We start from the raw sequence: 20,612 nt of genomic DNA on the forward strand, positions 1-20,612 counted from the left end.
TTGGGGTGAAGTCGTAACAAGGTAGCCGTATCGGAAGGTGCGGCTGGATCACCTCCTTTCTATGGAGAATTGATGAACGCTGTTCATCAATATAAGTTTCCGTGTTTCGTTTTGTTCAGTTTTGAGAGAACTATCTCTCATATATAAATGTATGTTCTTTGAAAACTAGATAACAGTGTAGCTCATATTTTTTAATTTTTAGTTTGGTTAAGTTAGAAAGGGCGCACGGTGGATGCCTTGACACTAGGAGTCGATGAAGGACGGGACTAACGCCGATATGCTTCGGGGAGCTGTAAGTAAGCTTTGATCCGAAGATTTCCGAATGGGGAAACCCACTATACGTAATGGTATGGTATCCTTACCTGAATACATAGGGTATGGAAGACAGACCCAGGGAACTGAAACATCTAAGTACCTGGAGGAAGAGAAAGCAAATGCGATTTCCTGAGTAGCGGCGAGCGAAACGGAACATAGCCCAAACCAAGAGGCTTGCCTCTTGGGGTTGTAGGACATTCTATACGGAGTTACAAAGGAACGAGGTAGACGAAGCGACCTGGAAAGGTCCGTCGTAGAGGGTAACAACCCCGTAGTCGAAACTTCGTTCTCTCTTGAATGTATCCTGAGTACGGCGGAACACGTGAAATTCCGTCGGAATCTGGGAGGACCATCTCCCAAGGCTAAATACTCCCTAGTGATCGATAGTGAACCAGTACCGTGAGGGAAAGGTGAAAAGCACCCCGGAAGGGGAGTGAAAGAGATCCTGAAACCGTGTGCCTACAAATAGTCAGAGCCCGTTAATGGGTGATGGCGTGCCTTTTGTAGAATGAACCGGCGAGTTACGATCCCGTGCGAGGTTAAGCTGAAGAGGCGGAGCCGCAGCGAAAGCGAGTCTGAATAGGGCGTTTAGTACGTGGTCGTAGACCCGAAACCAGGTGATCTACCCATGTCCAGGGTGAAGTTCAGGTAACACTGAATGGAGGCCCGAACCCACGCACGTTGAAAAGTGCGGGGATGAGGTGTGGGTAGCGGAGAAATTCCAATCGAACCTGGAGATAGCTGGTTCTCCCCGAAATAGCTTTAGGGCTAGCCTTAAGTGTAAGAGTCTTGGAGGTAGAGCACTGATTGAACTAGGGGTCCTCATCGGATTACCGAATTCAGTCAAACTCCGAATGCCAATGACTTATCCTTAGGAGTCAGACTGCGAGTGATAAGATCCGTAGTCAAGAGGGAAACAGCCCAGATCGCCAGCTAAGGTCCCAAAGTGTGTATTAAGTGGAAAAGGATGTGGAGTTGCTTAGACAACTAGGATGTTGGCTTAGAAGCAGCCACCATTTAAAGAGTGCGTAATAGCTCACTAGTCGAGTGACTCTGCGCCGAAAATGTACCGGGGCTAAATACACCACCGAAGCTGCGAATTGATACCGATGGTATCAGTGGTAGGGGAGCGTTCTAAGTGCAGTGAAGTCAGACCGGAAGGACTGGTGGAGCGCTTAGAAGTGAGAATGCCGGTATGAGTAGCGAAAGACGGGTGAGAATCCCGTCCACCGAATGCCTAAGGTTTCCTGAGGAAGGCTCGTCCGCTCAGGGTTAGTCAGGACCTAAGCCGAGGCCGACAGGCGTAGGCGATGGACAACAGGTTGATATTCCTGTACCACCTCTTTATCGTTTGAGCAATGGAGGGACGCAGAAGGATAGAAGAAGCGTGCGATTGGTTGTGCACGTCCAAGCAGTTAGGCTGATAAGTAGGCAAATCCGCTTATCGTAAAGGCTGAGCTGTGATGGGGAAGCTCCTTATGGAGCGAAGTCTTTGATTCCCCGCTGCCAAGAAAAGCTTCTAGCGAGATAAAAGGTGCCTGTACCGCAAACCGACACAGGTAGGCGAGGAGAGAATCCTAAGGTGTGCGAGAGAACTCTGGTTAAGGAACTCGGCAAAATGACCCCGTAACTTCGGGAGAAGGGGTGCTTTCTTAACGGAAAGCCGCAGTGAATAGGCCCAAGCGACTGTTTAGCAAAAACACAGCTCTCTGCGAAGCCGTAAGGCGAAGTATAGGGGGTGACACCTGCCCGGTGCTGGAAGGTTAAGGAGAGGGGTTAGCGTAAGCGAAGCTCTGAACTGAAGCCCCAGTAAACGGCGGCCGTAACTATAACGGTCCTAAGGTAGCGAAATTCCTTGTCGGGTAAGTTCCGACCCGCACGAAAGGTGTAACGATTTGGGCACTGTCTCAACCAGAGACTCGGTGAAATTATAGTACCTGTGAAGATGCAGGTTACCCGCGACAGGACGGAAAGACCCCGTGGAGCTTTACTGTAGCCTGATATTGAATTTTGGTACAGTTTGTACAGGATAGGCGGGAGCCATTGAAACCGGAGCGCTAGCTTCGGTGGAGGCGCTGGTGGGATACCGCCCTGACTGTATTGAAATTCTAACCTACGGGTCTTATCGACCCGGGAGACAGTGTCAGGTGGGCAGTTTGACTGGGGCGGTCGCCTCCTAAAGTGTAACGGAGGCGCCCAAAGGTTCCCTCAGAATGGTTGGAAATCATTCGTAGAGTGCAAAGGCATAAGGGAGCTTGACTGCGAGACCTACAAGTCGAGCAGGGACGAAAGTCGGGCTTAGTGATCCGGTGGTTCCGCATGGAAGGGCCATCGCTCAACGGATAAAAGCTACCCCGGGGATAACAGGCTTATCTCCCCCAAGAGTCCACATCGACGGGGAGGTTTGGCACCTCGATGTCGGCTCATCGCATCCTGGGGCTGTAGTCGGTCCCAAGGGTTGGGCTGTTCGCCCATTAAAGCGGTACGCGAGCTGGGTTCAGAACGTCGTGAGACAGTTCGGTCCCTATCCGTCGTGGGCGTAGGAAATTTGAGAGGAGCTGTCCTTAGTACGAGAGGACCGGGATGGACGCACCGCTGGTGTACCAGTTGTTCTGCCAAGGGCATAGCTGGGTAGCTATGTGCGGAAGGGATAAGTGCTGAAAGCATCTAAGCATGAAGCCCCCCTCAAGATGAGATTTCCCATAGCGTAAGCTAGTAAGATCCCTGAAAGATGATCAGGTTGATAGGTTCGAGGTGGAAGCATGGTGACATGTGGAGCTGACGAATACTAATAGATCGAGGACTTAACCATATAATATGAAGCAATGTTATCTAGTTTTGAAAGAATATAAAAACTTGTTGACTTTCAAAAGTAAATAAGTTAAAATGATTCTTGTCTTAAATGAATACAGTCTGGTAATGATGGCAGAGAGGTCACACCCGTTCCCATACCGAACACGGAAGTTAAGCTCTCTAGCGCCGATGGTAGTTGGGACCTTGTCCCTGTGAGAGTAGGACGTTGCCAGGCAAAATGGAGGATTAGCTCAGCTGGGAGAGCACCTGCCTTACAAGCAGGGGGTCGGCGGTTCGATCCCGTCATCCTCCACCATATATGTCGGAGGGGTAGCGAAGTGGCTAAACGCGGCGGACTGTAAATCCGCTCCTTCGGGTTCGGCAGTTCGAATCTGCCCCCCTCCACCATTCTTAATTATTGGGCTATAGCCAAGCGGTAAGGCAACGGACTTTGACTCCGTCATGCGCTGGTTCGAATCCAGCTAGCCCAGCCATTAAGAGCCATTAGCTCAGTTGGTAGAGCATCTGACTTTTAATCAGAGGGTCGAAGGTTCGAATCCTTCATGGCTCACCATTTTTAATAAAACATGCGGGTGTGGCGGAATTGGCAGACGCACTAGACTTAGGATCTAGCGCCTTTGGCGTGGGGGTTCGACTCCCTTCACCCGCACTTTTAATAAAACAACTCATACATGTCTTGCGGAAGTAGTTCAGTGGTAGAATACAACCTTGCCAAGGTTGGGGTCGCGGGTTCGAATCCCGTCTTCCGCTCCAATTTTCAATATGACATGCCGGGGTGGCGGAACAGGCAGACGCACAGGACTTAAAATCCTGCGGTGGGTGACCACCGTGCGGGTTCGACCCCCGCCCTCGGCACCATATGCGCCCGTAGCTCAATTGGATAGAGCGTTTGACTACGGATCAAGAGGTTAGGGGTTCGACTCCTCTCGGGCGCGCTTTTATTAACGGGAAGTGGCTCAGCTTGGTAGAGCACCTGGTTTGGGACCAGGGGGTCGCAGGTTCAAATCCTGTCTTCCCGATATTCCAAAAAACATGGGGCCTTAGCTCAGCTGGGAGAGCGCCTGCCTTGCACGCAGGAGGTCAGCGGTTCGATCCCGCTAGGCTCCACTTTATTTAATATATGTCTCGGAGGTATACCCAAGTTCGGCTGAAGGGATCGGTCTTGAAAACCGACAGGCGGTGAGAATCGCGCGGGGGTTCGAATCCCTCTACCTCCTCCATTTTCTTTTAAATGGTTTAGACATATAATAATAAAATATTTATTTTTCCTTCATGGAGGTATACCCAAGTTCGGCTGAAGGGATCGGTCTTGAAAACCGACAGGCGGCGAGAGTCGCGCGGGGGTTCGAATCCCTCTACCTCCTCCATTTTTTAAATTTAATATTGTCGCGGGGTGGAGCAGTACGGTAGCTCGTCGGGCTCATAACCCGAAGGTCGCAGGTTCAAATCCTGTCCCCGCAACCAAATGGTCCCGTGGTGTAGTGGTTAACATGCCTGCCTGTCACGCAGGAGATCGCCGGTTCGACCCCGGTCGGGACCGCCATTTATGTTGGCTCGGTAGCTCAGTCGGTAGAGCAGAGGACTGAAAATCCTCGTGTCGGCGGTTCGATTCCGTCCCGAGCCACCATTTTTTTTATGCCGGCTTAGCTCAATTGGTAGAGCAACTGACTTGTAATCAGTAGGTTGGGGGTTCAAGTCCTCTAGCCGGCATCATTTAGGGGCATAGTTTAAAGGTAGAACTGAGGTCTCCAAAACCTCCAGTGTGGGTTCGATTCCTACTGCCCCTGTAAGTATATGGGCCTATAGCTCAGCTGGTTAGAGCGCACGCCTGATAAGCGTGAGGTCGATGGTTCGAGTCCATTTAGGCCCATCATATATTATTCCGCAGTAGCTCAGTGGTAGAGCTATCGGCTGTTAACCGATCGGTCGTAGGTTCGAGTCCTACCTGCGGAGCCATGGCCCGTTGGTCAAGTGGTTAAGACACCGCCCTTTCACGGCGGTAACACGGGTTCGAATCCCGTACGGGTCATACAAAAAAGAGTCAGCATTATGCTGGCTCTTTTTTATTTTGTTAATCCTTTTTATAATGTTACTTTCCAGAAATAAATAAAGGAATTTTGGAAAAGCTATGGTATGTATAAAAAGGAGGAAATAAATAATGACACAAGTTAGAGACTTAATGAGTACCCATATTGTACATTGTACACCGCTAGACAATGTATATGAGGCAGCTGTAAAAATGAAGGAAGAATCGGTTGGATTAATTCCTGTTGTTGAAAATGAGCAAGTTGTTGGGCTTGTTACTGATCGAGATTTAGTTGTTCGAGGGATTGCTGAAAAACATCCTGGATCTAATAAAATTACAAATGTAATGACAACAAATATTATCTCAGTTTCTCCAAATGATTCTATTGAAAAAGCTACAGAGCTAATGGCACAGTATCAAATTAGACGGTTACCAGTAGTTGATAGTGGTCAGCTTATTGGCATGTTAGCACTAGGAGATTTAGCTATAAGGGAATCAGCAGATGATCAAGCTGGATTTGCCTTGAGCGAAATCTCAGAGCGTACAGAGTAAATTGAAACTTTAATTAACCGAGAGTTTAATGGTCACTCATAAAGAGCTAAATTATATATAAAGTTCAGATGCATTATTCTAGCATATATGGATTAAACTAATATGTTAGCGTGATGTATCTGAGACATTATATAATAAGGATACGGTTAATAATTTCGACATTTTTTTAAAATTTGTTATTCTTAATTTTTAATAAGAGAAAAGATGATATACTGATAGATATAAGTATTATGATAGATTTTGAATATAACAATATTAATTTTTAGTGGTGCGATAATAAATTAATATTTCCTACATAGATGAAAAGGGAAGGGGAATTATATGAAGGCTGTACAGGGCGATCCAAATTGGAATTTGGTTACAGATACATATATAGAACCAAATAATTTCGCTGAATTATTTTCTTTGCTTGTACCTTGTCACCCAAAAGGTGAGGGGAAAGAACGAACTATATTAGTATGGAAAGAGAAAGAATTTTATAAAGAAGAAAATTTAGCGGCATTTATCGTATATGGCATGAATAAAGCAAAGAAATTACCGCAGTTTCATAAAGATGAAATTCCAACTTTAGTGCGTATTCTTCGCTTATGCCAAGAGATTGGTTGGTATGAAGAGGCAAATGATTTTATGATAGCGCAAGGATTAGCTGAGTTTGTTCATACTTCATTGGAATATGAAACATGGGATCTTTTGACGCAATCAGTTGCTTTAAATTATTTAATTATTAAATATCGTATAGGTGAATTGACAGATAGGGATATTGAAATTTGGGATAGAGTTAAATTTAATGAGAAGTGTATAACCGATTGTAAACATTTATTATCTCATAAAGAAGTATTGGAATTTACATTCTTTTATATGTGCAAGAGAGCGAAATCATTATCAAAAGAGCAATTAAATAGTGATATGATGAGTTTAGCAATGTATTGTAATACTTTTGTATATGATTTGTATACACATGATTTATTACGGAAATATCGTAAGTGTACAGATTTCCTATCATATTATGGACCTAGTCAGGCAGTTTTAGCATGTCAAAGAGCTGTATTATCTCAAATTTCCGATCGCTTAGACCCATTAAAGACAACGCATGTAGATGATTATTTATATGTGATGAAAGAAATGATGGAGCATATGACGATAGGAGTAATGGATCGATATGGTCATTTTATTGGAAAGCTACTATCTTATGTGCCATTTTTCGAAATGATACAAGTTCCACAGCATGCATATTATTGTGAAGAATTACTGTATATTTGTAAGGGCATTGAATATAAAGAAGAAACACTACGCAATTATATATTTATACAATTACATGATTGTTTACCATCATTCTTTAGGCTATTTCTTAAAAATAAGCGTTATGCAACGATTCATGATATTCTTTTCTATTGGTGCGATGATGAACAACGAATGAGCTTAGAGAAAAAATATAATCTGAGCTTTATTTATGAAAAATATGCTTGTGGATAAACAATATTTTCGATATGAAAAATTAATATAAATTAAAAAGGATCTCCAGTTTATGTGAGATCCTTTTTTGTTAGTAAAACAAGGAGAAAATGATTAAGACAAGAAACAACATTCCATATAGGAGAAGTTGTGCAGTATAACTTCCTTGTATACCAAAAAAAGTATTGGCTTTCTTATACAAATTCAATATGTATTTTATTGGAGTATCTTTGAAAGATTGGTACACAGTGTCTCCTCTTTCTAAGCTTCGTGTTCTTGTTCTTGTTTTTGTTTATAAGGGACATTAATATATCTAGCTACAAATAATAAAACAGCCATAAAGAATACTGGAAATACAGTAGATAAATAAAAGCCATTACTAATTATATTTGTTATGAGAGCACTCAAAAGAAAAATAGCATTATAAATATGGGCAATTTTTTGTTTTAGTTGCACTTGAAATGATTCCATCATAATTTCTAATGCAACAAAAGCAATAATAATAGATAAAAATACAATGTTTGTATTGTAAATGATTAAACAACAGATTAAACCTAAAAAGGCTACGTATTCAATTATAAGAGGTATATTGCGTGGCATACAATTTACCTAACTAAATATGGCAGTGGATTTACTGCATTTGTTTTTTCAAAATTCCATTCTCCATTATGTAATTCAAAATGAAGATGTTGCCCGTATGAATGACCTGTGTTTCCCATATGACCTATTAATTGTCCAGTTTGTACTTGATCACCAGCTTGTACAGTGCGATCCTTCATATGAGCATAAACAGTTGTATATAATTTCCCATTGATTTGATGCGCAATGAAAACAACATTGCCATAGCTAGCTGAATAATAAGATTTCACAACTTTACCTGCAGCAGCAGCTTGGATAGAGACGTTTCCTGGAGCGGCAATATCTATACCATAATGCATTTGTTCCCAGCGTATATCAAAGGTTGAGCTAATTCTTCCTTGAGCAGGGAATTTGAAAGCAGCTGGAATTGATGAAGGTTGATCTGTTTTAGCTTGTGGTTGATTTTGTACTACATAGTGTTTTGCTACATACCCGTATCCTGTGCCAAAACGAATTTTATACCAAGTTCCTACAGTTTCTACTACTTGTACTTGTGTACCGTTTTGTAATGAACCGAGTAGAGCGCTACTTGTACTAGCGTTGCTACGTACATTTAGATTAGGTGTTGCAACAGTATATTTTGTATTATTTTGAACGGTGATTCCTTTTACTAAGGGTTGTGAACCATTAGAGATGAATGCTTTTTGTACGTAACCTGTTTGGCCATTATGCGATATTTTATACCATTCGCCTTGATCTTCTTGAACGGTAATAAACTTGCCATTTGGTAATACATCTAAAATGGAAGATTCTAAATTAGGTTCAGAGCGAACGTTTAATGCATTAGCATTAACGATGTATTGATCATTAGAATGAAGTTTGTTTTTTAGTAAAATAGCATCTTTTTGTACATAACCTACTTTATTATGAACAGATACTTTATACCACTCATTAGTTGTTTCAAGGATGTTCACTTTTGTATTAAAGCGAATTGTATCAATTGATGTGCTTTTTACGTTATCTTCTGTATGTAATGCTACTTGATCGACTTTGACATACCCAGTTTTAATATTAGATAATTGTTCAGCGTTTGCTTTTTGTACATTTGTTTCACCCATAGAAGGAAGTAAAGAAGCAATCGCTACAGTAGTTGCTGTTAAAGCAGTAGCTTTCATATTCATGGAATAGAGACCTCCTCTAGTTGTATAGTTGTAATTTTATTATAGTATAAAGATATAATATAGTGGGTGTATTCACATAAATGTAATATGAAATCAATATAAAAATAAATTTTTTGAGGATAATGATTCCTTCTTATGCAATTAATTGGGGTTTTATTTTCTAAAATAGAATGTATGTATTGTATAACTTTGATATTCTGTTAATAATTAAGAAAATTAAAAAAGTTGATGATGTCTTATTAGGGTGTTATACTGACAGTGATAATTTTATAGTTTGCTAGGAGAGCTGGTGTTGCCAGCTGAGAGTAGGCCGTAAGCCTTTGATCCTTTTTATTACCTGATCTAGATTATGCTAGCGTAGGGAAGCAATTCGGACACTAACAATGAGTCCCCGTTTCTTTGCGTATAGAAACGGGGCTTTTTTATTTAAAAATTTCATATTGAAACCACTAGGGGTGCTTGATTTGCTGAGAGAGGAATAATCCTTAACCCTTACAACACCTGATCTAGGTAATACTAGCGAAGGGAAGTGGAACATCGAATAAATGTATAACTTTATTTGCTGTAACCACTTCTTATATATAGAAGTGGTTTTTTATTTAGATACATATATTGAAAGGGGATAGAGAAATGAAATTTTGCGATAGATTATTAGAAACTGTGCAACCGGTTTGGGAGATGAGTCATAATCATCCGTTTGTAGTGGGTATGGGAGATGGCACGTTAGAAAAAGATAAATTCCAGTATTATATTATTCAAGACTATTTATATCTGCTAGATTATGCAAAGTTATATGCGATTGGTGTTGTAAAAGCAACGAATCCACAAGTAATGGGAAAGTTCGCTGAACAAATTGATGGAATATTAAATGGCGAAATGACAATCCATAAACAATATGCAAAAAGACTTGGAATTTCTATAGAGGAGATAGAGTCTGCGAAACCATCTGCTAAAAATTTAGCTTATACAAATTACATGATGTCTGTATCTCAAAATGGCACACTTGCGGAATTAATAGCAGCGCTTCTTCCATGTATGTGGAGCTATTGGGAAATTGGAAAGCGTTTAAATGATATTCCTGGAGCAAGAGATCATGAGTTTTTTGGTGAGTGGATTCAAGGATATAGTTCGGAAGAATACGGTAATCTGTGTATTTGGTTAATAGATTTATTAAATGAAATGGCAGTTGGAAAGTCTGAGACAGAACTAGAAAGATTAGAGGAGATTTTCTTATATTCCAGTCGATTTGAATATTTATTCTGGGATATGTCCTATCGTAAGGAGATGTGGGGATTTGAGGAGCAAGAACATACTACAGTTTCATAATGTTTCTTTTCATTATGATGAGAAACCAATCATCCATGAATTAAATGCTTCTATACATGAGAAAGAGTTTGTCAGTATTATCGGACCGAGTGGATGTGGGAAAAGTACTTTATTTCGCCTTATTACAGGTCTAGAAAAGGTAAGTACTGGACAGATAGAACTGACAGAAACAAAGCACCATCCTGTAGGATATATGCCGCAAAAAGATATGCTTTTGCCGTGGAGAACAATTATTGAGAATGCTGCCCTGCCGCTAGAGTGCCAAGGTGTACAGAAGAAAGAAGCACAAGTAAAGGCAAAGGAACTGTTACATAAATTTGGTTTGCAAGGGTATGAGAAAAAATATCCGAAAGATTTATCTGGTGGTATGAGACAACGTGTATCTTTTATTCGAACTTTATTAACAGGCGGGGAAATATTGCTGTTAGATGAACCATTTAGTGCATTGGATGCTTTAACGAAGACCTCTTTGCAAGAATGGTTGTTTGAACAATGGCAAGAGTGGGAAAAAACAATTTTATTCATTACTCATGATGTTGAAGAAGCGTTATTTCTTTCAAACCGAGTTTTAGTAGTGGAACAGCAGCCGATAACGACTTTGACTGAGCGGACTGTACCGCTTGATCATAACAGAACACGAAAAGATTTATATAAACCGGAAGTATTAGCGCTGAAAGATGAGCTTCTTAGTATGTTACAAAGGCAGGTACTTGTGTGATGAACCGATTGAAAGAATTAGTTCCTGCTATTACACTTTTTAGTACTTTACTAGCTGTGTGGGAAATAGGAGCAAGAATTGTAGATGAGATGTACATTTTATCGTCACCTTCTGCGATTGTAATGAAGATATGGAAACTAAAAGACATATTATTTACAGTTCATTTACCTGCAACGTTATACGTCGTTTTAATAGGTGTTGTTATCTCTATCGTATTAGGTGTAGGGCTAGCGATGTTAATGAATGTGAGTACATGGATGGAGAGAGCATTTTATCCATTATTAGTTGCTTCACAAACGATTCCGATTACTGCGCTTGCTCCGCTATTTGTTTTATGGTTTGGATACACAATTTGGAGTAAGGTTGTTGTCACAGTTTTAATTACGTTTTTCCCAATTGCGGTCAATACGTATGATGGACTACGCAGTACGAAAAAAGAATGGGAGGAGCTATTAGTTACGTATGGGGCAACGAAAAAAGATGTTTTTCTTAAATTAAAGTTGCCATCTGCTCTTCCTTATTTTTTCTCAGCTTTAAAAATTGCAGTTCCGCTTAGTGTTATCGGAGCAGCAATTGGAGAATGGCTCGGTGCACAAGCTGGGCTTGGATATTTCAGTAAGAGAATGATGACGCAGTTAGATGGAGCTGGCGTATTTGCACCTATTGTATTGTTATCATTATTAGCTATTTTCTTCGTCATACTTATCTCAGTATTAGAAAAGAAATTTATTAGTTGGAGGAAGTATTCATGAAATTTTTAAAAAGCATCTTTGTGTTGACATTATTAGTTGCAATGATTGCTGGATGTTCTAGTAACTCAGCGTCAGATAAGGGTAAAAAGGAAAAAGAAATAACGGTCATGCTTGATTGGTACCCAAATGCGGTACATAGCTTTATTTATGCAGCAATTGAAAAAGGCTATTTTAAAGAAGAAGGAGTAAAGGTGAATATAAAATTCCCTTCTAATCCGACTGATCCATTAACTTTAGCAGCTGCAGGAAAAGTAACGGTTGGTTTATATTATCAGCCAGATGTTGTCATGGCAAAAGCAAATGAACAAATTCCAGTAAAATCAATTGGAGCTGTCGTACGTTCACCATTAAATCATGTTGTATCGCTGAAATCAGCAGGCATTCAATCGCCAAAAGATTTAGAGGGGAAAACAGTTGGCTATTCTGGAACACCTTTAAGTGAGATGTATTTAAAAACGATGGTAAAAGAAGCTGGTGGTAATCCAGATACAGTGAAAGTAGTCGATGTTGGCTTTGATTTAGTACCAGCATTAATTACGAAAAAAGTGGATGCGGTAACAGGGGCATACATTAACCATGAAGTACCTGTTATGCGTCATGAAGGTCATGAACCAGCGTACTTTAATCCAGCAGATTATGGTGTACCGAATTATCATGAGCTTGTATTTGTAACAGGTGATAAAACGTTGAAAAAAGATAAAGAAGCGTTGCAAGCCTTCTTACGTGGTACGAAAAAAGGCTATGATTTCATGAAGAAAAATCCAGATGAAGCATTAAATATTTTATTAAATCATCAAGAAAAAGAAAACTTCCCGCTTGTGCCAGAAGTTGAAAAAGAAAGTATGAAAATTTTATTAGAGAAGATGGAAACGAAAGATGAGCCATTTTTATCAGATTCAAAAGAATCATGGGAAAAACAAAATAAATGGCTGAAAGACAAAGGAATGACGAAAGAAACCGTCCCAGCCGATGAACTATTCGAAAATATTTTAAAGTAGGCGAATGAATATGAAAAATGAGCTCCACGTAATCTCAAATGGCCATATGCCATTCGAAGAGTTAGTGAATGTAGCGATGCAAATTGAGAGTGAGATTGATTATTTGCATATTCGTGAGCGTGAGAAGAGTACGAAGGAATTATATGAAGGTGTGGAAAGTCTATTAATGGAGGGCTTTCCGGCTTCTAAAATTGTCATAAACGATCGAATTGATATCGCCATTTTATTAAATATTCCTCGTGTTCAACTAGGATATCGAAGTACAGATGTAAAGTCAGTGAAAGAAAAGTTTTCGTATTTGCATGTCGGTTATTCTGTGCATTCGCTAGATGAAGCAATAGTAGCTTTTAAAAATGGAGCGGATTCACTCGTTTATGGCCATGTATTTCCGACAGATTGTAAAAAAGGTGTGCCAGCGAGAGGGCTTGAAGAAATTTCAGACATTGCAAGGTGTTTATCTATACCGATTACAGCAATTGGAGGAATTACCCCAGAAAACACAGTGGATGTTCTTACTAACGGTGTAAGTGGTATAGCAGTTATGTCTGGAATTGTAAGTAGTAGTAACCCGTATAGCAAAGCGAAGTCTTATAAGGAATCAATAAGAAAGTGGGCGGAAAAACATGTGTGAGAAGTATGATGTAGCGATTATTGGTGGTGGTGTAATTGGTAGTTCAGTTGCACATTTTCTAGCAGAAAGAGGACATAAAGTAGCGATTGTAGAGAAGCAAAAAATTGCATCGGAAGCTTCGAAAGCAGCTGCTGGTTTACTCGGGGTTCAGGCAGAATGGGATGCGTATGATCCGCTATTTGAACTTGCTAGAGAAAGCCGAGCTATATTTCCACAACTTGCAGCAGTTTTACGTGAAAAGACGGGTATTGATATTGGATATGAAGAAAAAGGAATTTATCGTATTGCTCAAAATGCAGATGAGAAGGAAAGAATTCTTCACATTATGGATTGGCAGCAGAAAACAGGTGAAGATTCTTATTTTCTAACGGGAGACCATGTGCGGGAAAAAGAGCCATATCTATCCGAATCTATTATAGGAGCAGTATATTATCCGAAAGACGGTCATGTTATTGCACCAGAGCTTACGAAAGCATTCGCACATTCTGCAGCAATTTCCGGTGCTGATATATATGAACAGACAGAAGTGTTTGATATTCGTATTGAAAATAATAAAGTGACTGGAGTTATTACAAGTGAAGGTATTGTCACATGTGAGAAAGTCGTTATTGCAGGAGGTTCATGGAGCACGCAGTTACTCAGTTATTTTCACCGTGATTGGGGTACATATCCAGTTAAAGGAGAAGTGGTTGCGGTAAGAAGTAGAAAACAACTTTTAAAAGCACCTATTTTTCAAGAAAGATTTTACATTACTCCAAAGCGCGGTGGACGTTATGTAATTGGGGCAACAATGAAGCCACATACGTTCAATAAAACTGTGCAGCCAGAAAGTATAACTTCTATATTAGAGCGTGCTTATACAATATTGCCAGCTTTAAAAGAAGCAGAATGGGAAAGCACGTGGGCAGGATTACGACCACAATCGAATCATGAAGCTCCTTATATGGGAGAGCATGAAGAAATAAAAGGTTTATATGCTTGCACGGGCCATTATCGAAACGGTATTTTATTAAGTCCTATTTCTGGCCAATATATGGCTGATTTAATAGAAGGAAAGCAAGAGAATCATTTGCTAGATTCATTGCTTTCTAGAAGAGTTTAGAAAGGGGATGGAAGTTTGAATTTAAAAATTAATGGTAACCAAATTGAAGTGCCAGCGAGTGTAAAAACAGTAGCTGAGTTACTTACACATTTAGAGCTAGATAACAGAATTGTTGTAGTAGAGCGTAATAAAGATATTTTACAAAAAGATGATCATACAGATACATCTGTTTTTGATGGAGACCAAATTGAGATTGTAACTTTCGTAGGAGGCGGTTGATTATGTTGAACATTGGACCATTTTCATTTCATTCTAGACTTTTATTAGGAACAGGTAAATTCCCTGATTTTGACGTACAGCAAAAGGCAATTGACGTTTCTGAAGCTGAAATTTTAACGTTTGCAGTACGTCGTATGGATATCTTTGATGCAAAGCAACCTAATTTATTAGAGAAACTTGATGTGAAAAAATATACGTTATTACCAAATACAGCAGGGGCAAAAAATGCTGAAGAGGCTGTTCGCATTGCAAAATTAGCAAAAGCGTCTGGGCTTTGTGACATGATAAAGGTAGAAGTTATTGGTGATGATAGAACGTTATTACCGGATCCGGTAGAAACGTTAAAGGCATCTGAAAAGTTACTGGAAGAAGGATTTATCGTACTTCCGTACACATCTGATGATGTTGTATTAGCACGTAAATTACAAGAGCTTGGCGTGCATGCGATTATGCCAGGAGCATCTCCAATCGGATCAGGACTTGGTATTGTAAATCCATTAAATTTGGGCTTCATTATTGAACAAGCGACAGTACCAGTTATCGTTGATGCTGGTATTGGTAGCCCAGCTGATGCGGCATTTGCAATGGAATTAGGAGCAGATGGTGTGTTATTAAATACAGCTGTATCAGGAGCAAAAGATCCTATTAAAATGGCACAAGCAATGAAACTAAGTATTGAAGCAGGCCGTTTAGGATTTGAAGCAGGTCGTATTGCACGTAAGCGCTGTGCAACTGCAAGTAGTCCTTTAGAAGGAATGAGCGTAGTTGAATAATCGATATTCTCGCCAAGAACTATTTTCTCCAATTGGAGCAGAAGGGCAGCAAAAGATAAGAGAAAAGCATGTACTTATTATCGGTGCAGGTGCATTAGGTAGTGTAAATGCAGAGATGTTTGTAAGAGCGGGTGTGGGCAAGATAACAATTGTTGACCGTGATTATGTAGATTGGAGTAATTTACAAAGACAACAATTGTATGCAGAGAGCGACGTAAAGAATAATCTCCCAAAAGCTATAGCGGCTAAAAAACGTTTAGAAGAGATTAATAGCGATGTAACAATAAAAGCTCTCGTTCAAGATGTAACAGCTGAAGAGCTAGAAGAACTTGTTACAAACGTTGATGTAATTATTGATGCGACTGATAATTTCGAAACACGCTTTATTGTGAATGATATAGCACAAAAATATTCTATTCCATGGATTTACGGTGCATGTGTAGGTAGTTACGGTCTTTCTTACACAATCCTTCCTAGTAAAACACCATGTTTATCATGTTTATTACAGTCGATTCCGCTTGGCGGGGCAACATGTGATACAGCGGGTATTATATCACCTGCTGTATCTCTTGTCGTTTCTCATCAAGTAACAGAAGCTCTTAAACTGTTAGTAGAAGATTACGAATCACTTCGAGATGGGCTTGTATCGTTTGATATGTGGAAGAATGAGTATTTATGTATGAATGTACAAAAGCTTCGCCAGCATAATTGTCCTTCATGTGGAGAGAATGCATTGTATCCATATTTAAATAAAGAGAACACATCAAAAACAGCAGTTTTATGCGGACGAAATACAGTTCAAATTAGACCACCTCATAAAGAAGAAATAAATTTTGAACAATATAAAGAGTTGCTGGAAGGTCGCGTGAATGATTTAAATGTAAATCCATATTTATTATCATTTTCTGTTGAAGACAAGAGGTTAGTCGCCTTTAAAGATGGCCGTGTGCTCGTACATGGAACGAAAGATATAAGCGAAGCAAAAACGATTTATCATCGCTATTTTGGATAGAAAAGGATGAGTGGGATGAAAGTGAATAAAGCTTTAACAATTGCAGGGTCTGATAGCGGCGGTGGTGCTGGAATTCAGGCAGATTTAAAAACATTCCAAGAGCTTGGTGTATACGGAATGACGGCTATTACGGCAATTACTGCTCAAAACACGCTTGGCGTTCAAGGGGTATATCCTGTTCCTTTAGAAGGTATTACAGAACAGCTGAATTCAATTGGTACGGATTTAACACCAGATGCAGTGAAACTAGGAATGTTATTTAGTAGTGAAATAATTCAAATTGTTGCAGAACAAATTAAAAAATTTGGCTGGAATAATATTGTGCTAGATCCCGTTATGATCGCAAAAGGCGGTGCATCATTATTACAGCAAGAAGCAGTTCATGCATTACAAGAATATTTATTACCAGTAGCAACCGTTATAACACCGAATGTTCCAGAAGCAGAAGTGTTAACTGGGATGGAGATTCATAATGTTGAAGATAGTAAGGAAGCTGCAAAAGTATTGCACAAATTAGGTGCTAAATATGTGCTTATGAAGGGCGGACATGCAGAATATCAAGGTAATGAAGTAATTGATTTCCTCTTTGATGGAGAAGAATTTATTGAGTTTAGAAGCGAGCGAATTCCTTCAAAGCAAACGCACGGAAGTGGGTGCACATTTGCTTCAGCGGTTACAGCAGGACTTGCGAAAGGATACTCAATTGAAGATGCTGTTCAAGAAGCAAAACGATTTATTAGTATAGCAATTGAAGAGCCATTGAATATTGGTAGTGGTCATGGACCGACGAATCATTTTGCGTATAAAGTGAATAGAACGCGTGTATAGATAAGTGAAAAGCCAGTTTTATAACTGGCTTTTTTTCTGTTTACTTTTTCAAAATACAGGAGTAATATATCAGCCAGAATATATTTTTTTGTAAACGCTGAGTCCAATTATATGGAGCGGAGGAACCAATTTGTGCGTCTGCACTAGGGGTGAATCTTTCAACTTTGAAAGTAGGGCTACTCTCAAAGTCCGAATCCGACAGCTAACTTCGTAAGCGTCTTGAGAGAGGACGGTGCCATGATGGATACATCACTTCATCGATCTGATTAGTATAGGGGAATATCAATCTATGTTTGATTTCTTTTATACTAAGGAGGATGAGGTACATGGAACTAACACTTATTTGTGTGGGAGAAGAAAGTAAGGTAGATAGTTTAAGAGATCTAGTATCATTTCAACATGAGTTAATTATTTTTACGGCAAATGAAGAGATAGCGGCTGAAGTTAGGAATTGTGGGTTTGATTGGACTTATAGTTGCAGTAAGGAGCAGGACTTTACTAGTATTTTTGAGTGTATTAAGAAGGTGATTTTACTAGGGGATGAGCTTCCAATCGTTAGTTTTTTCACAGAACACATTCGCTTTTCTTTTCAAGCACCTATTACTGTTGTTACAAGGAATAAACGATATCCAGCGAGGCTCTATGAAACAATTGGAGCTAAGTTTGTCGTGTTTACAAATTGTGATAATATTTCTTTTTTATTTTTTGAATAGAGCGGGGGAAGAAATGATGAAGGTACTATTACTTGGAGATATAGCAAATCGTTGGGCAGTATCGGTAGAGCGAGTTCAAGAATTGGTTCAGATTGATCCCCTTTTTCCAGGGCCGTATATTATATTACCATCAAAAGATGCTTTGTATTTAGAGGTGGATATTACCGAATATGAGCAGCTACATGCAGAATTGTCACAGGTTTATATTCGCGGGAGAAATTTACGTGCTTTTTTACGAGGAGAATAAATAGTGAAATAAAAAGAGCGAATGCTAAGTGCAACAAGCTATGCACTTTATGTCATTCGCTCTTTTTATTTCGTATTGAAAAGATCATTTCTGTGAAAATGAAAGAAAAGACGAGTAAATAGATGAAAGAATATTAATAATACTCAATGTAAGCGTTTAAATAGATGGATATTTTCTTATTTTCAGTAATTTACCCCTTTACAAGTGAAATATAGAGGAGTATATTTACTCTCATAAATCATTCATAAAATTTCCAAAAAAACCTAAAATCGCTGAGTTCCAGAAATGGAGCGGGGGAACCAATTTTGTGCATCGTCACTTGGGGTGAATCTTTCAGTTTTGAAAGTAGGGCTACTCTTTAGGCCCGAATCCGACAGCTAACCTCGTAAGCGTTTAGAGAGGAGGTTTACTTTTTGTTGTTCATTTTTTGAACACTGAGTAGAGCTCAGTGTTCTTTTTTAATATTTAAATGGTAAATTTTAACAAAATGAAGAGAGGGATAGTTATGTTAGATGTTGTAATGGTCGGGATTTTTATTTTATTAGTTGCATCGATGGCAAGTCTTGCAAGTTGGTCAGATAAAGTTGTGAAAGAAGGAAAGCAATCATGATGATTGTCTTATCGGTTATAGTCGCAGCAATTACAGTGTATTTAGTGTATGCATTATTAAATCCAGAGAAGTTTTAATTAGGGGGAATCATTCATTATGATTTGGGTTGCAGTCATTATTACAATGCTCTTGTTTATTTTAGTAGCAAAGCCAATGGGGATTTATTTAGAAAAAGCTTTTCAAGGTAGCAAAATGCTAGATAAAGTATTCGGCCCTTTTGAAAAACTTATTTTTAAAATTACGGGTGTAAAAGAATACAATCAAACGTGGAAACAGTACGCATTATCATTAGTTTTACTCAATGGATTTATGATTGTTGTCGTATATTTCATTTTCAGATTACAAGGTGTGTTGCCGCTAAATCCAGCACATATTGAAGGAATGGAGCCTACGCTCGCTTTTAATACAGCAATTAGTTTTATGGCTGATACAAACTTACAGCATTATAGCGGTGAAAATGGTTTATCTTATTTATCACAATTAATCGGAATTACATTTTTAATGTTTGCAGCACCGGCAACGACATTAGCACTCGTTATGGCATTTATAAGAGGGCTCGCTGGAAAAGAACTTGGTAACTTTTTCGTTGATTTTACGAGAGCACTAACGAGAGTGTTTCTTCCTATCGCATTTATTGCGGCGCTAGTCTTTGTCGCACTTGGTGTACCGCAAACGTTAGATGGAGCGGTTACAGCACAAACGATTGATGGGGCAAAACAAAGTATATTACGTGGGCCTGTTGCATCATTCGTTTCCATTAAGGAACTTGGAAATAACGGCGGTGGATTTTTCGGAGCAAACTCTACGCATCCTTTTGAAAACCCAGGACAAATGAGTAATATTTTGCAAATGATGCTTATGATGTTATTGCCAACAGCACTTCCATTTACGTACGGACGAATGGTAGGAAATAAAAAACAAGGTCGTATTCTCTTCGTATCACTATTCATGGTGTTTCTACTAGGATTTATAACAATTACGACATCTGAACTAAACGGGAATCCGGCATTAAATGGAATGGGTATCGAACATGTACAAGGAAGTACAGAAGGGAAAGAAGTACGATTTGGAACAGTATTTTCTTCACTATACGCAACGGTAACGACAGCTGCTGAAACAGGCGCCGTTAATACGATGCATGATACGTTAACACCAATTGGCGGTTTAGTTCCACTTGTAAATATGATGTTAAACACAGTATATGGCGGCGTTGGAGCAGGTTTTGTAAATATTATTATGTATGCAATTATTGCAGTGTTTATATCTGGGTTAATGGTTGGACGGACACCAGAGTTTTTAGGTAAAAAGATTGAAGGTAAGGAAATGAAATTAATTGCGGTCACGATACTATTTCATCCATTGCTCATTTTAGGCTTTTCGGCATTAGCTCTTTCAACAAATTTAGGGACGGATGCTATTTCTCATTCCGGTTTCCACGGTTTAACGCAAGTTGTATATGAATATACATCGTCAGCTGCGAATAACGGATCTGGATTTGAAGGATTAGGAGATAATACACCGTTTTGGAATATTACGACTGGTTTAGTTATGTTTTTAGGACGTTACTTCAGTTTAATTACGATGCTAGCTGTGGCAGCTTCGTTGAAAGAAAAAACGGTAGTGCCAGAAACAGTCGGAACGTTCCGTACAGATAATAGTTTATTTGGTGGTATCTTTATCGGAACAATTGTAATTGTTGGTGCATTAACATTCTTCCCGATGTTAGTACTCGGACCAATTGCAGAATTTCTTACATTGAAGTAA

General features: G+C 39.4%; 19 protein-coding genes, 20 tRNA genes, 3 rRNA genes and 4 riboswitches (1 of these 46 only partly in view). Of the genes, 40 read left to right on the forward strand and 2 right to left on the reverse strand.

What is annotated here, in order from left to right; all coding sequences use genetic code 11:
* The 25 genes from AC0ONG_RS02200 to AC0ONG_RS02320 form a co-directional block, all read left to right on the forward strand.
* Positions 1-59, forward strand: a 16S ribosomal RNA gene (locus AC0ONG_RS02200); it begins 1,493 nt to the left of the window's first position.
* 146 nt (positions 60-205) lie between these two features.
* Positions 206-3,127: ribosomal RNA gene (locus AC0ONG_RS02205) — 23S ribosomal RNA — on the forward strand.
* 100 nt (positions 3,128-3,227) lie between these two features.
* Positions 3,228-3,343 (forward strand): 5S ribosomal RNA (rrf, locus tag AC0ONG_RS02210).
* The 16S, 23S and 5S rRNA genes sit together here with 20 tRNA genes alongside, the layout of an rRNA operon.
* Before the next feature lie 5 nt (positions 3,344-3,348).
* Positions 3,349-3,424 (forward strand) — tRNA-Val (locus AC0ONG_RS02215).
* Between the two features lie 8 nt (positions 3,425-3,432).
* Positions 3,433-3,516 (forward strand) — tRNA-Tyr (locus tag AC0ONG_RS02220).
* A gap of 11 nt (positions 3,517-3,527) precedes the next feature.
* Positions 3,528-3,602: transfer RNA gene (locus tag AC0ONG_RS02225), tRNA-Gln, on the forward strand.
* Positions 3,603-3,606: 4 nt separating this feature from the next.
* Positions 3,607-3,682, forward strand: a tRNA-Lys gene (locus AC0ONG_RS02230).
* Between the two features lie 15 nt (positions 3,683-3,697).
* A tRNA-Leu gene (locus AC0ONG_RS02235) sits at positions 3,698-3,778 on the forward strand.
* A 29-nt stretch (positions 3,779-3,807) separates the two neighbouring features.
* Positions 3,808-3,882 (forward strand) — tRNA-Gly (locus AC0ONG_RS02240).
* Positions 3,883-3,898: 16 nt separating this feature from the next.
* Positions 3,899-3,987 (forward strand) — tRNA-Leu (locus tag AC0ONG_RS02245).
* A gap of 3 nt (positions 3,988-3,990) precedes the next feature.
* Positions 3,991-4,064, forward strand: a tRNA-Arg gene (locus AC0ONG_RS02250).
* A 10-nt stretch (positions 4,065-4,074) separates the two neighbouring features.
* A tRNA-Pro gene (locus tag AC0ONG_RS02255) sits at positions 4,075-4,148 on the forward strand.
* A 15-nt stretch (positions 4,149-4,163) separates the two neighbouring features.
* Positions 4,164-4,236 (forward strand) — tRNA-Ala (locus AC0ONG_RS02260).
* 20 nt (positions 4,237-4,256) lie between these two features.
* Positions 4,257-4,349 (forward strand) — tRNA-Ser (locus tag AC0ONG_RS02265).
* Between the two features lie 54 nt (positions 4,350-4,403).
* Positions 4,404-4,496: transfer RNA gene (locus AC0ONG_RS02270), tRNA-Ser, on the forward strand.
* Positions 4,497-4,516: 20 nt separating this feature from the next.
* A tRNA-Met gene (locus tag AC0ONG_RS02275) sits at positions 4,517-4,593 on the forward strand.
* A gap of 3 nt (positions 4,594-4,596) precedes the next feature.
* Positions 4,597-4,672: transfer RNA gene (locus AC0ONG_RS02280), tRNA-Asp, on the forward strand.
* Between the two features lie 8 nt (positions 4,673-4,680).
* Positions 4,681-4,756: transfer RNA gene (locus tag AC0ONG_RS02285), tRNA-Phe, on the forward strand.
* 10 nt (positions 4,757-4,766) lie between these two features.
* Positions 4,767-4,839, forward strand: a tRNA-Thr gene (locus AC0ONG_RS02290).
* Between the two features lie 6 nt (positions 4,840-4,845).
* Positions 4,846-4,916, forward strand: a tRNA-Trp gene (locus AC0ONG_RS02295).
* Positions 4,917-4,925: 9 nt separating this feature from the next.
* Positions 4,926-4,999 (forward strand) — tRNA-Ile (locus AC0ONG_RS02300).
* A gap of 11 nt (positions 5,000-5,010) precedes the next feature.
* A tRNA-Asn gene (locus tag AC0ONG_RS02305) sits at positions 5,011-5,085 on the forward strand.
* 1 nt (position 5,086) lies between these two features.
* Positions 5,087-5,158, forward strand: a tRNA-Glu gene (locus tag AC0ONG_RS02310).
* Between the two features lie 129 nt (positions 5,159-5,287).
* On the forward strand, positions 5,288-5,707 hold the full coding sequence (locus AC0ONG_RS02315) for a CBS domain-containing protein (protein WP_000195543.1): 420 nt from the start codon (positions 5,288-5,290) through the stop codon (positions 5,705-5,707).
* A gap of 321 nt (positions 5,708-6,028) precedes the next feature.
* Positions 6,029-7,180: a DUF3965 domain-containing protein gene (locus AC0ONG_RS02320; RefSeq protein WP_000648912.1), complete on the forward strand. Its 1,152-nt coding sequence runs from the start codon at positions 6,029-6,031 to the stop codon at positions 7,178-7,180.
* Positions 7,181-7,420: 240 nt separating this feature from the next.
* On the opposite strand, the gene AC0ONG_RS02325 is transcribed toward AC0ONG_RS02320, so the two are convergent.
* Positions 7,421-7,759, reverse strand: coding sequence for a hypothetical protein (locus tag AC0ONG_RS02325; protein ID WP_001137822.1), 339 nt, complete (start codon positions 7,757-7,759; stop codon positions 7,421-7,423).
* Positions 7,760-7,764: 5 nt separating this feature from the next.
* Complete coding sequence (locus AC0ONG_RS02330) at positions 7,765-8,919, reverse strand: SH3 domain-containing protein (RefSeq protein WP_001056031.1); 1,155 nt, start codon at positions 8,917-8,919, stop codon at positions 7,765-7,767.
* 269 nt (positions 8,920-9,188) lie between these two features.
* Positions 9,189-9,300, forward strand: a riboswitch (TPP riboswitch).
* Positions 9,301-9,360: 60 nt separating this feature from the next.
* Positions 9,361-9,464: riboswitch (TPP riboswitch) on the forward strand.
* Between the two features lie 85 nt (positions 9,465-9,549).
* On the opposite strand from AC0ONG_RS02330, the gene tenA reads away from it, so the two are divergent.
* The 15 genes from tenA to kdpA all read left to right on the forward strand — a co-directional run bounded on the left by tenA (position 9,550) and on the right by kdpA (position 20,612).
* Positions 9,550-10,245, forward strand: a complete 696-nt coding sequence (gene tenA / locus AC0ONG_RS02335) for a thiaminase II (RefSeq protein ID WP_000666828.1) — start codon at positions 9,550-9,552, stop codon at positions 10,243-10,245.
* Entirely contained in the window at positions 10,214-10,963 is a 750-nt protein-coding gene (locus AC0ONG_RS02340; protein ID WP_001256793.1) for an ABC transporter ATP-binding protein, read from the forward strand. Before tenA ends, AC0ONG_RS02340 begins: the two co-directional genes overlap by 32 nt.
* Entirely contained in the window at positions 10,963-11,715 is a 753-nt protein-coding gene (locus AC0ONG_RS02345) for an ABC transporter permease (RefSeq protein WP_136996885.1), read from the forward strand. The genes AC0ONG_RS02340 and AC0ONG_RS02345 overlap by 1 nt, the downstream gene beginning before the upstream one ends.
* Positions 11,712-12,713: an ABC transporter substrate-binding protein gene (locus tag AC0ONG_RS02350; RefSeq protein ID WP_000670447.1), complete on the forward strand. Its 1,002-nt coding sequence runs from the start codon at positions 11,712-11,714 to the stop codon at positions 12,711-12,713. Before AC0ONG_RS02345 ends, AC0ONG_RS02350 begins: the two co-directional genes overlap by 4 nt.
* A gap of 10 nt (positions 12,714-12,723) precedes the next feature.
* On the forward strand, positions 12,724-13,344 hold the full coding sequence (gene tenI / locus AC0ONG_RS02355; protein ID WP_000787170.1) for a thiazole tautomerase TenI: 621 nt from the start codon (positions 12,724-12,726) through the stop codon (positions 13,342-13,344).
* Positions 13,337-14,446 carry a glycine oxidase ThiO gene (gene thiO, locus AC0ONG_RS02360; RefSeq protein ID WP_016078108.1) on the forward strand — a complete coding sequence of 370 codons (1,110 nt, stop codon included), beginning with the start codon at positions 13,337-13,339 and terminating at the stop codon, positions 14,444-14,446. The genes tenI and thiO overlap by 8 nt, the downstream gene beginning before the upstream one ends.
* Before the next feature lie 15 nt (positions 14,447-14,461).
* Positions 14,462-14,665 (forward strand): sulfur carrier protein ThiS, encoded by a 204-nt coding sequence (thiS, locus tag AC0ONG_RS02365; RefSeq protein WP_001049502.1) that lies wholly within the window; start codon positions 14,462-14,464, stop codon positions 14,663-14,665.
* 2 nt (positions 14,666-14,667) lie between these two features.
* On the forward strand, positions 14,668-15,438 hold the full coding sequence (thiG, locus tag AC0ONG_RS02370; RefSeq protein ID WP_000931979.1) for a thiazole synthase: 771 nt from the start codon (positions 14,668-14,670) through the stop codon (positions 15,436-15,438).
* The gene (gene thiF / locus AC0ONG_RS02375) at positions 15,431-16,450 is read left to right on the forward strand and encodes a thiazole biosynthesis adenylyltransferase ThiF (protein WP_098829423.1); all 1,020 of its coding nucleotides are present in this window, start codon (positions 15,431-15,433) and stop codon (positions 16,448-16,450) included. Before thiG ends, thiF begins: the two co-directional genes overlap by 8 nt.
* Positions 16,451-16,465: 15 nt before the next feature.
* Positions 16,466-17,278 (forward strand): bifunctional hydroxymethylpyrimidine kinase/phosphomethylpyrimidine kinase, encoded by an 813-nt coding sequence (thiD, locus tag AC0ONG_RS02380; RefSeq protein ID WP_000867373.1) that lies wholly within the window; start codon positions 16,466-16,468, stop codon positions 17,276-17,278.
* A gap of 85 nt (positions 17,279-17,363) precedes the next feature.
* Positions 17,364-17,511: riboswitch (cyclic di-AMP (ydaO/yuaA leader) on the forward strand.
* A gap of 93 nt (positions 17,512-17,604) precedes the next feature.
* Complete coding sequence (locus tag AC0ONG_RS02385) at positions 17,605-17,991, forward strand: hypothetical protein (protein WP_000424070.1); 387 nt, start codon at positions 17,605-17,607, stop codon at positions 17,989-17,991.
* Positions 17,992-18,004: 13 nt separating this feature from the next.
* Positions 18,005-18,238 (forward strand): hypothetical protein, encoded by a 234-nt coding sequence (locus tag AC0ONG_RS02390; RefSeq protein WP_003309103.1) that lies wholly within the window; start codon positions 18,005-18,007, stop codon positions 18,236-18,238.
* Between the two features lie 260 nt (positions 18,239-18,498).
* Positions 18,499-18,644: riboswitch (cyclic di-AMP (ydaO/yuaA leader) on the forward strand.
* Positions 18,645-18,743: 99 nt separating this feature from the next.
* Positions 18,744-18,848, forward strand: a complete 105-nt coding sequence (locus tag AC0ONG_RS02395) for a SipW-dependent-type signal peptide-containing protein (protein WP_000887894.1) — start codon at positions 18,744-18,746, stop codon at positions 18,846-18,848.
* Positions 18,848-18,925 carry a K(+)-transporting ATPase subunit F gene (gene kdpF / locus AC0ONG_RS02400; protein ID WP_223153441.1) on the forward strand — a complete coding sequence of 26 codons (78 nt, stop codon included), beginning with the start codon at positions 18,848-18,850 and terminating at the stop codon, positions 18,923-18,925. Before AC0ONG_RS02395 ends, kdpF begins: the two co-directional genes overlap by 1 nt.
* A 19-nt stretch (positions 18,926-18,944) precedes the next feature.
* Entirely contained in the window at positions 18,945-20,612 is a 1,668-nt protein-coding gene (gene kdpA / locus AC0ONG_RS02405; RefSeq protein ID WP_000638320.1) for a potassium-transporting ATPase subunit KdpA, read from the forward strand.

The sequence above is a fragment of the Bacillus sp. TCT6 genome, from assembly GCF_056033845.1.

Excerpts from the sequence above, each read along its gene's own strand:
- AC0ONG_RS02315 (WP_000195543.1), top strand. The coding sequence starts at position 5,288 with ATGACACAAGTTAGAGACTTAATGAGTACCCATATTGTACATTGTACA.
- AC0ONG_RS02350 (WP_000670447.1), top strand. The coding sequence starts at position 11,712 with ATGAAATTTTTAAAAAGCATCTTTGTGTTGACATTATTAGTTGCAATG.
- AC0ONG_RS02395 (WP_000887894.1), top strand. The coding sequence starts at position 18,744 with ATGTTAGATGTTGTAATGGTCGGGATTTTTATTTTATTAGTTGCATCG.
- AC0ONG_RS02325 (WP_001137822.1), bottom strand. The coding sequence starts at position 7,759 with ATGCCACGCAATATACCTCTTATAATTGAATACGTAGCCTTTTTAGGT.
- AC0ONG_RS02330 (WP_001056031.1), bottom strand. The coding sequence starts at position 8,919 with ATGAATATGAAAGCTACTGCTTTAACAGCAACTACTGTAGCGATTGCT.
- thiD (WP_000867373.1), top strand. The coding sequence starts at position 16,466 with ATGAAAGTGAATAAAGCTTTAACAATTGCAGGGTCTGATAGCGGCGGT.
- thiG (WP_000931979.1), top strand. The coding sequence starts at position 14,668 with ATGTTGAACATTGGACCATTTTCATTTCATTCTAGACTTTTATTAGGA.
- tenA (WP_000666828.1), top strand. The coding sequence starts at position 9,550 with ATGAAATTTTGCGATAGATTATTAGAAACTGTGCAACCGGTTTGGGAG.
- AC0ONG_RS02385 (WP_000424070.1), top strand. The coding sequence starts at position 17,605 with ATGGAACTAACACTTATTTGTGTGGGAGAAGAAAGTAAGGTAGATAGT.
- tenI (WP_000787170.1), top strand. The coding sequence starts at position 12,724 with ATGAAAAATGAGCTCCACGTAATCTCAAATGGCCATATGCCATTCGAA.
- kdpA (WP_000638320.1), top strand. The coding sequence starts at position 18,945 with ATGATTTGGGTTGCAGTCATTATTACAATGCTCTTGTTTATTTTAGTA.
- AC0ONG_RS02345 (WP_136996885.1), top strand. The coding sequence starts at position 10,963 with ATGAACCGATTGAAAGAATTAGTTCCTGCTATTACACTTTTTAGTACT.
- AC0ONG_RS02390 (WP_003309103.1), top strand. The coding sequence starts at position 18,005 with ATGATGAAGGTACTATTACTTGGAGATATAGCAAATCGTTGGGCAGTA.
- AC0ONG_RS02320 (WP_000648912.1), top strand. The coding sequence starts at position 6,029 with ATGAAGGCTGTACAGGGCGATCCAAATTGGAATTTGGTTACAGATACA.
- thiO (WP_016078108.1), top strand. The coding sequence starts at position 13,337 with ATGTGTGAGAAGTATGATGTAGCGATTATTGGTGGTGGTGTAATTGGT.
- kdpF (WP_223153441.1), top strand. The coding sequence starts at position 18,848 with ATGATTGTCTTATCGGTTATAGTCGCAGCAATTACAGTGTATTTAGTG.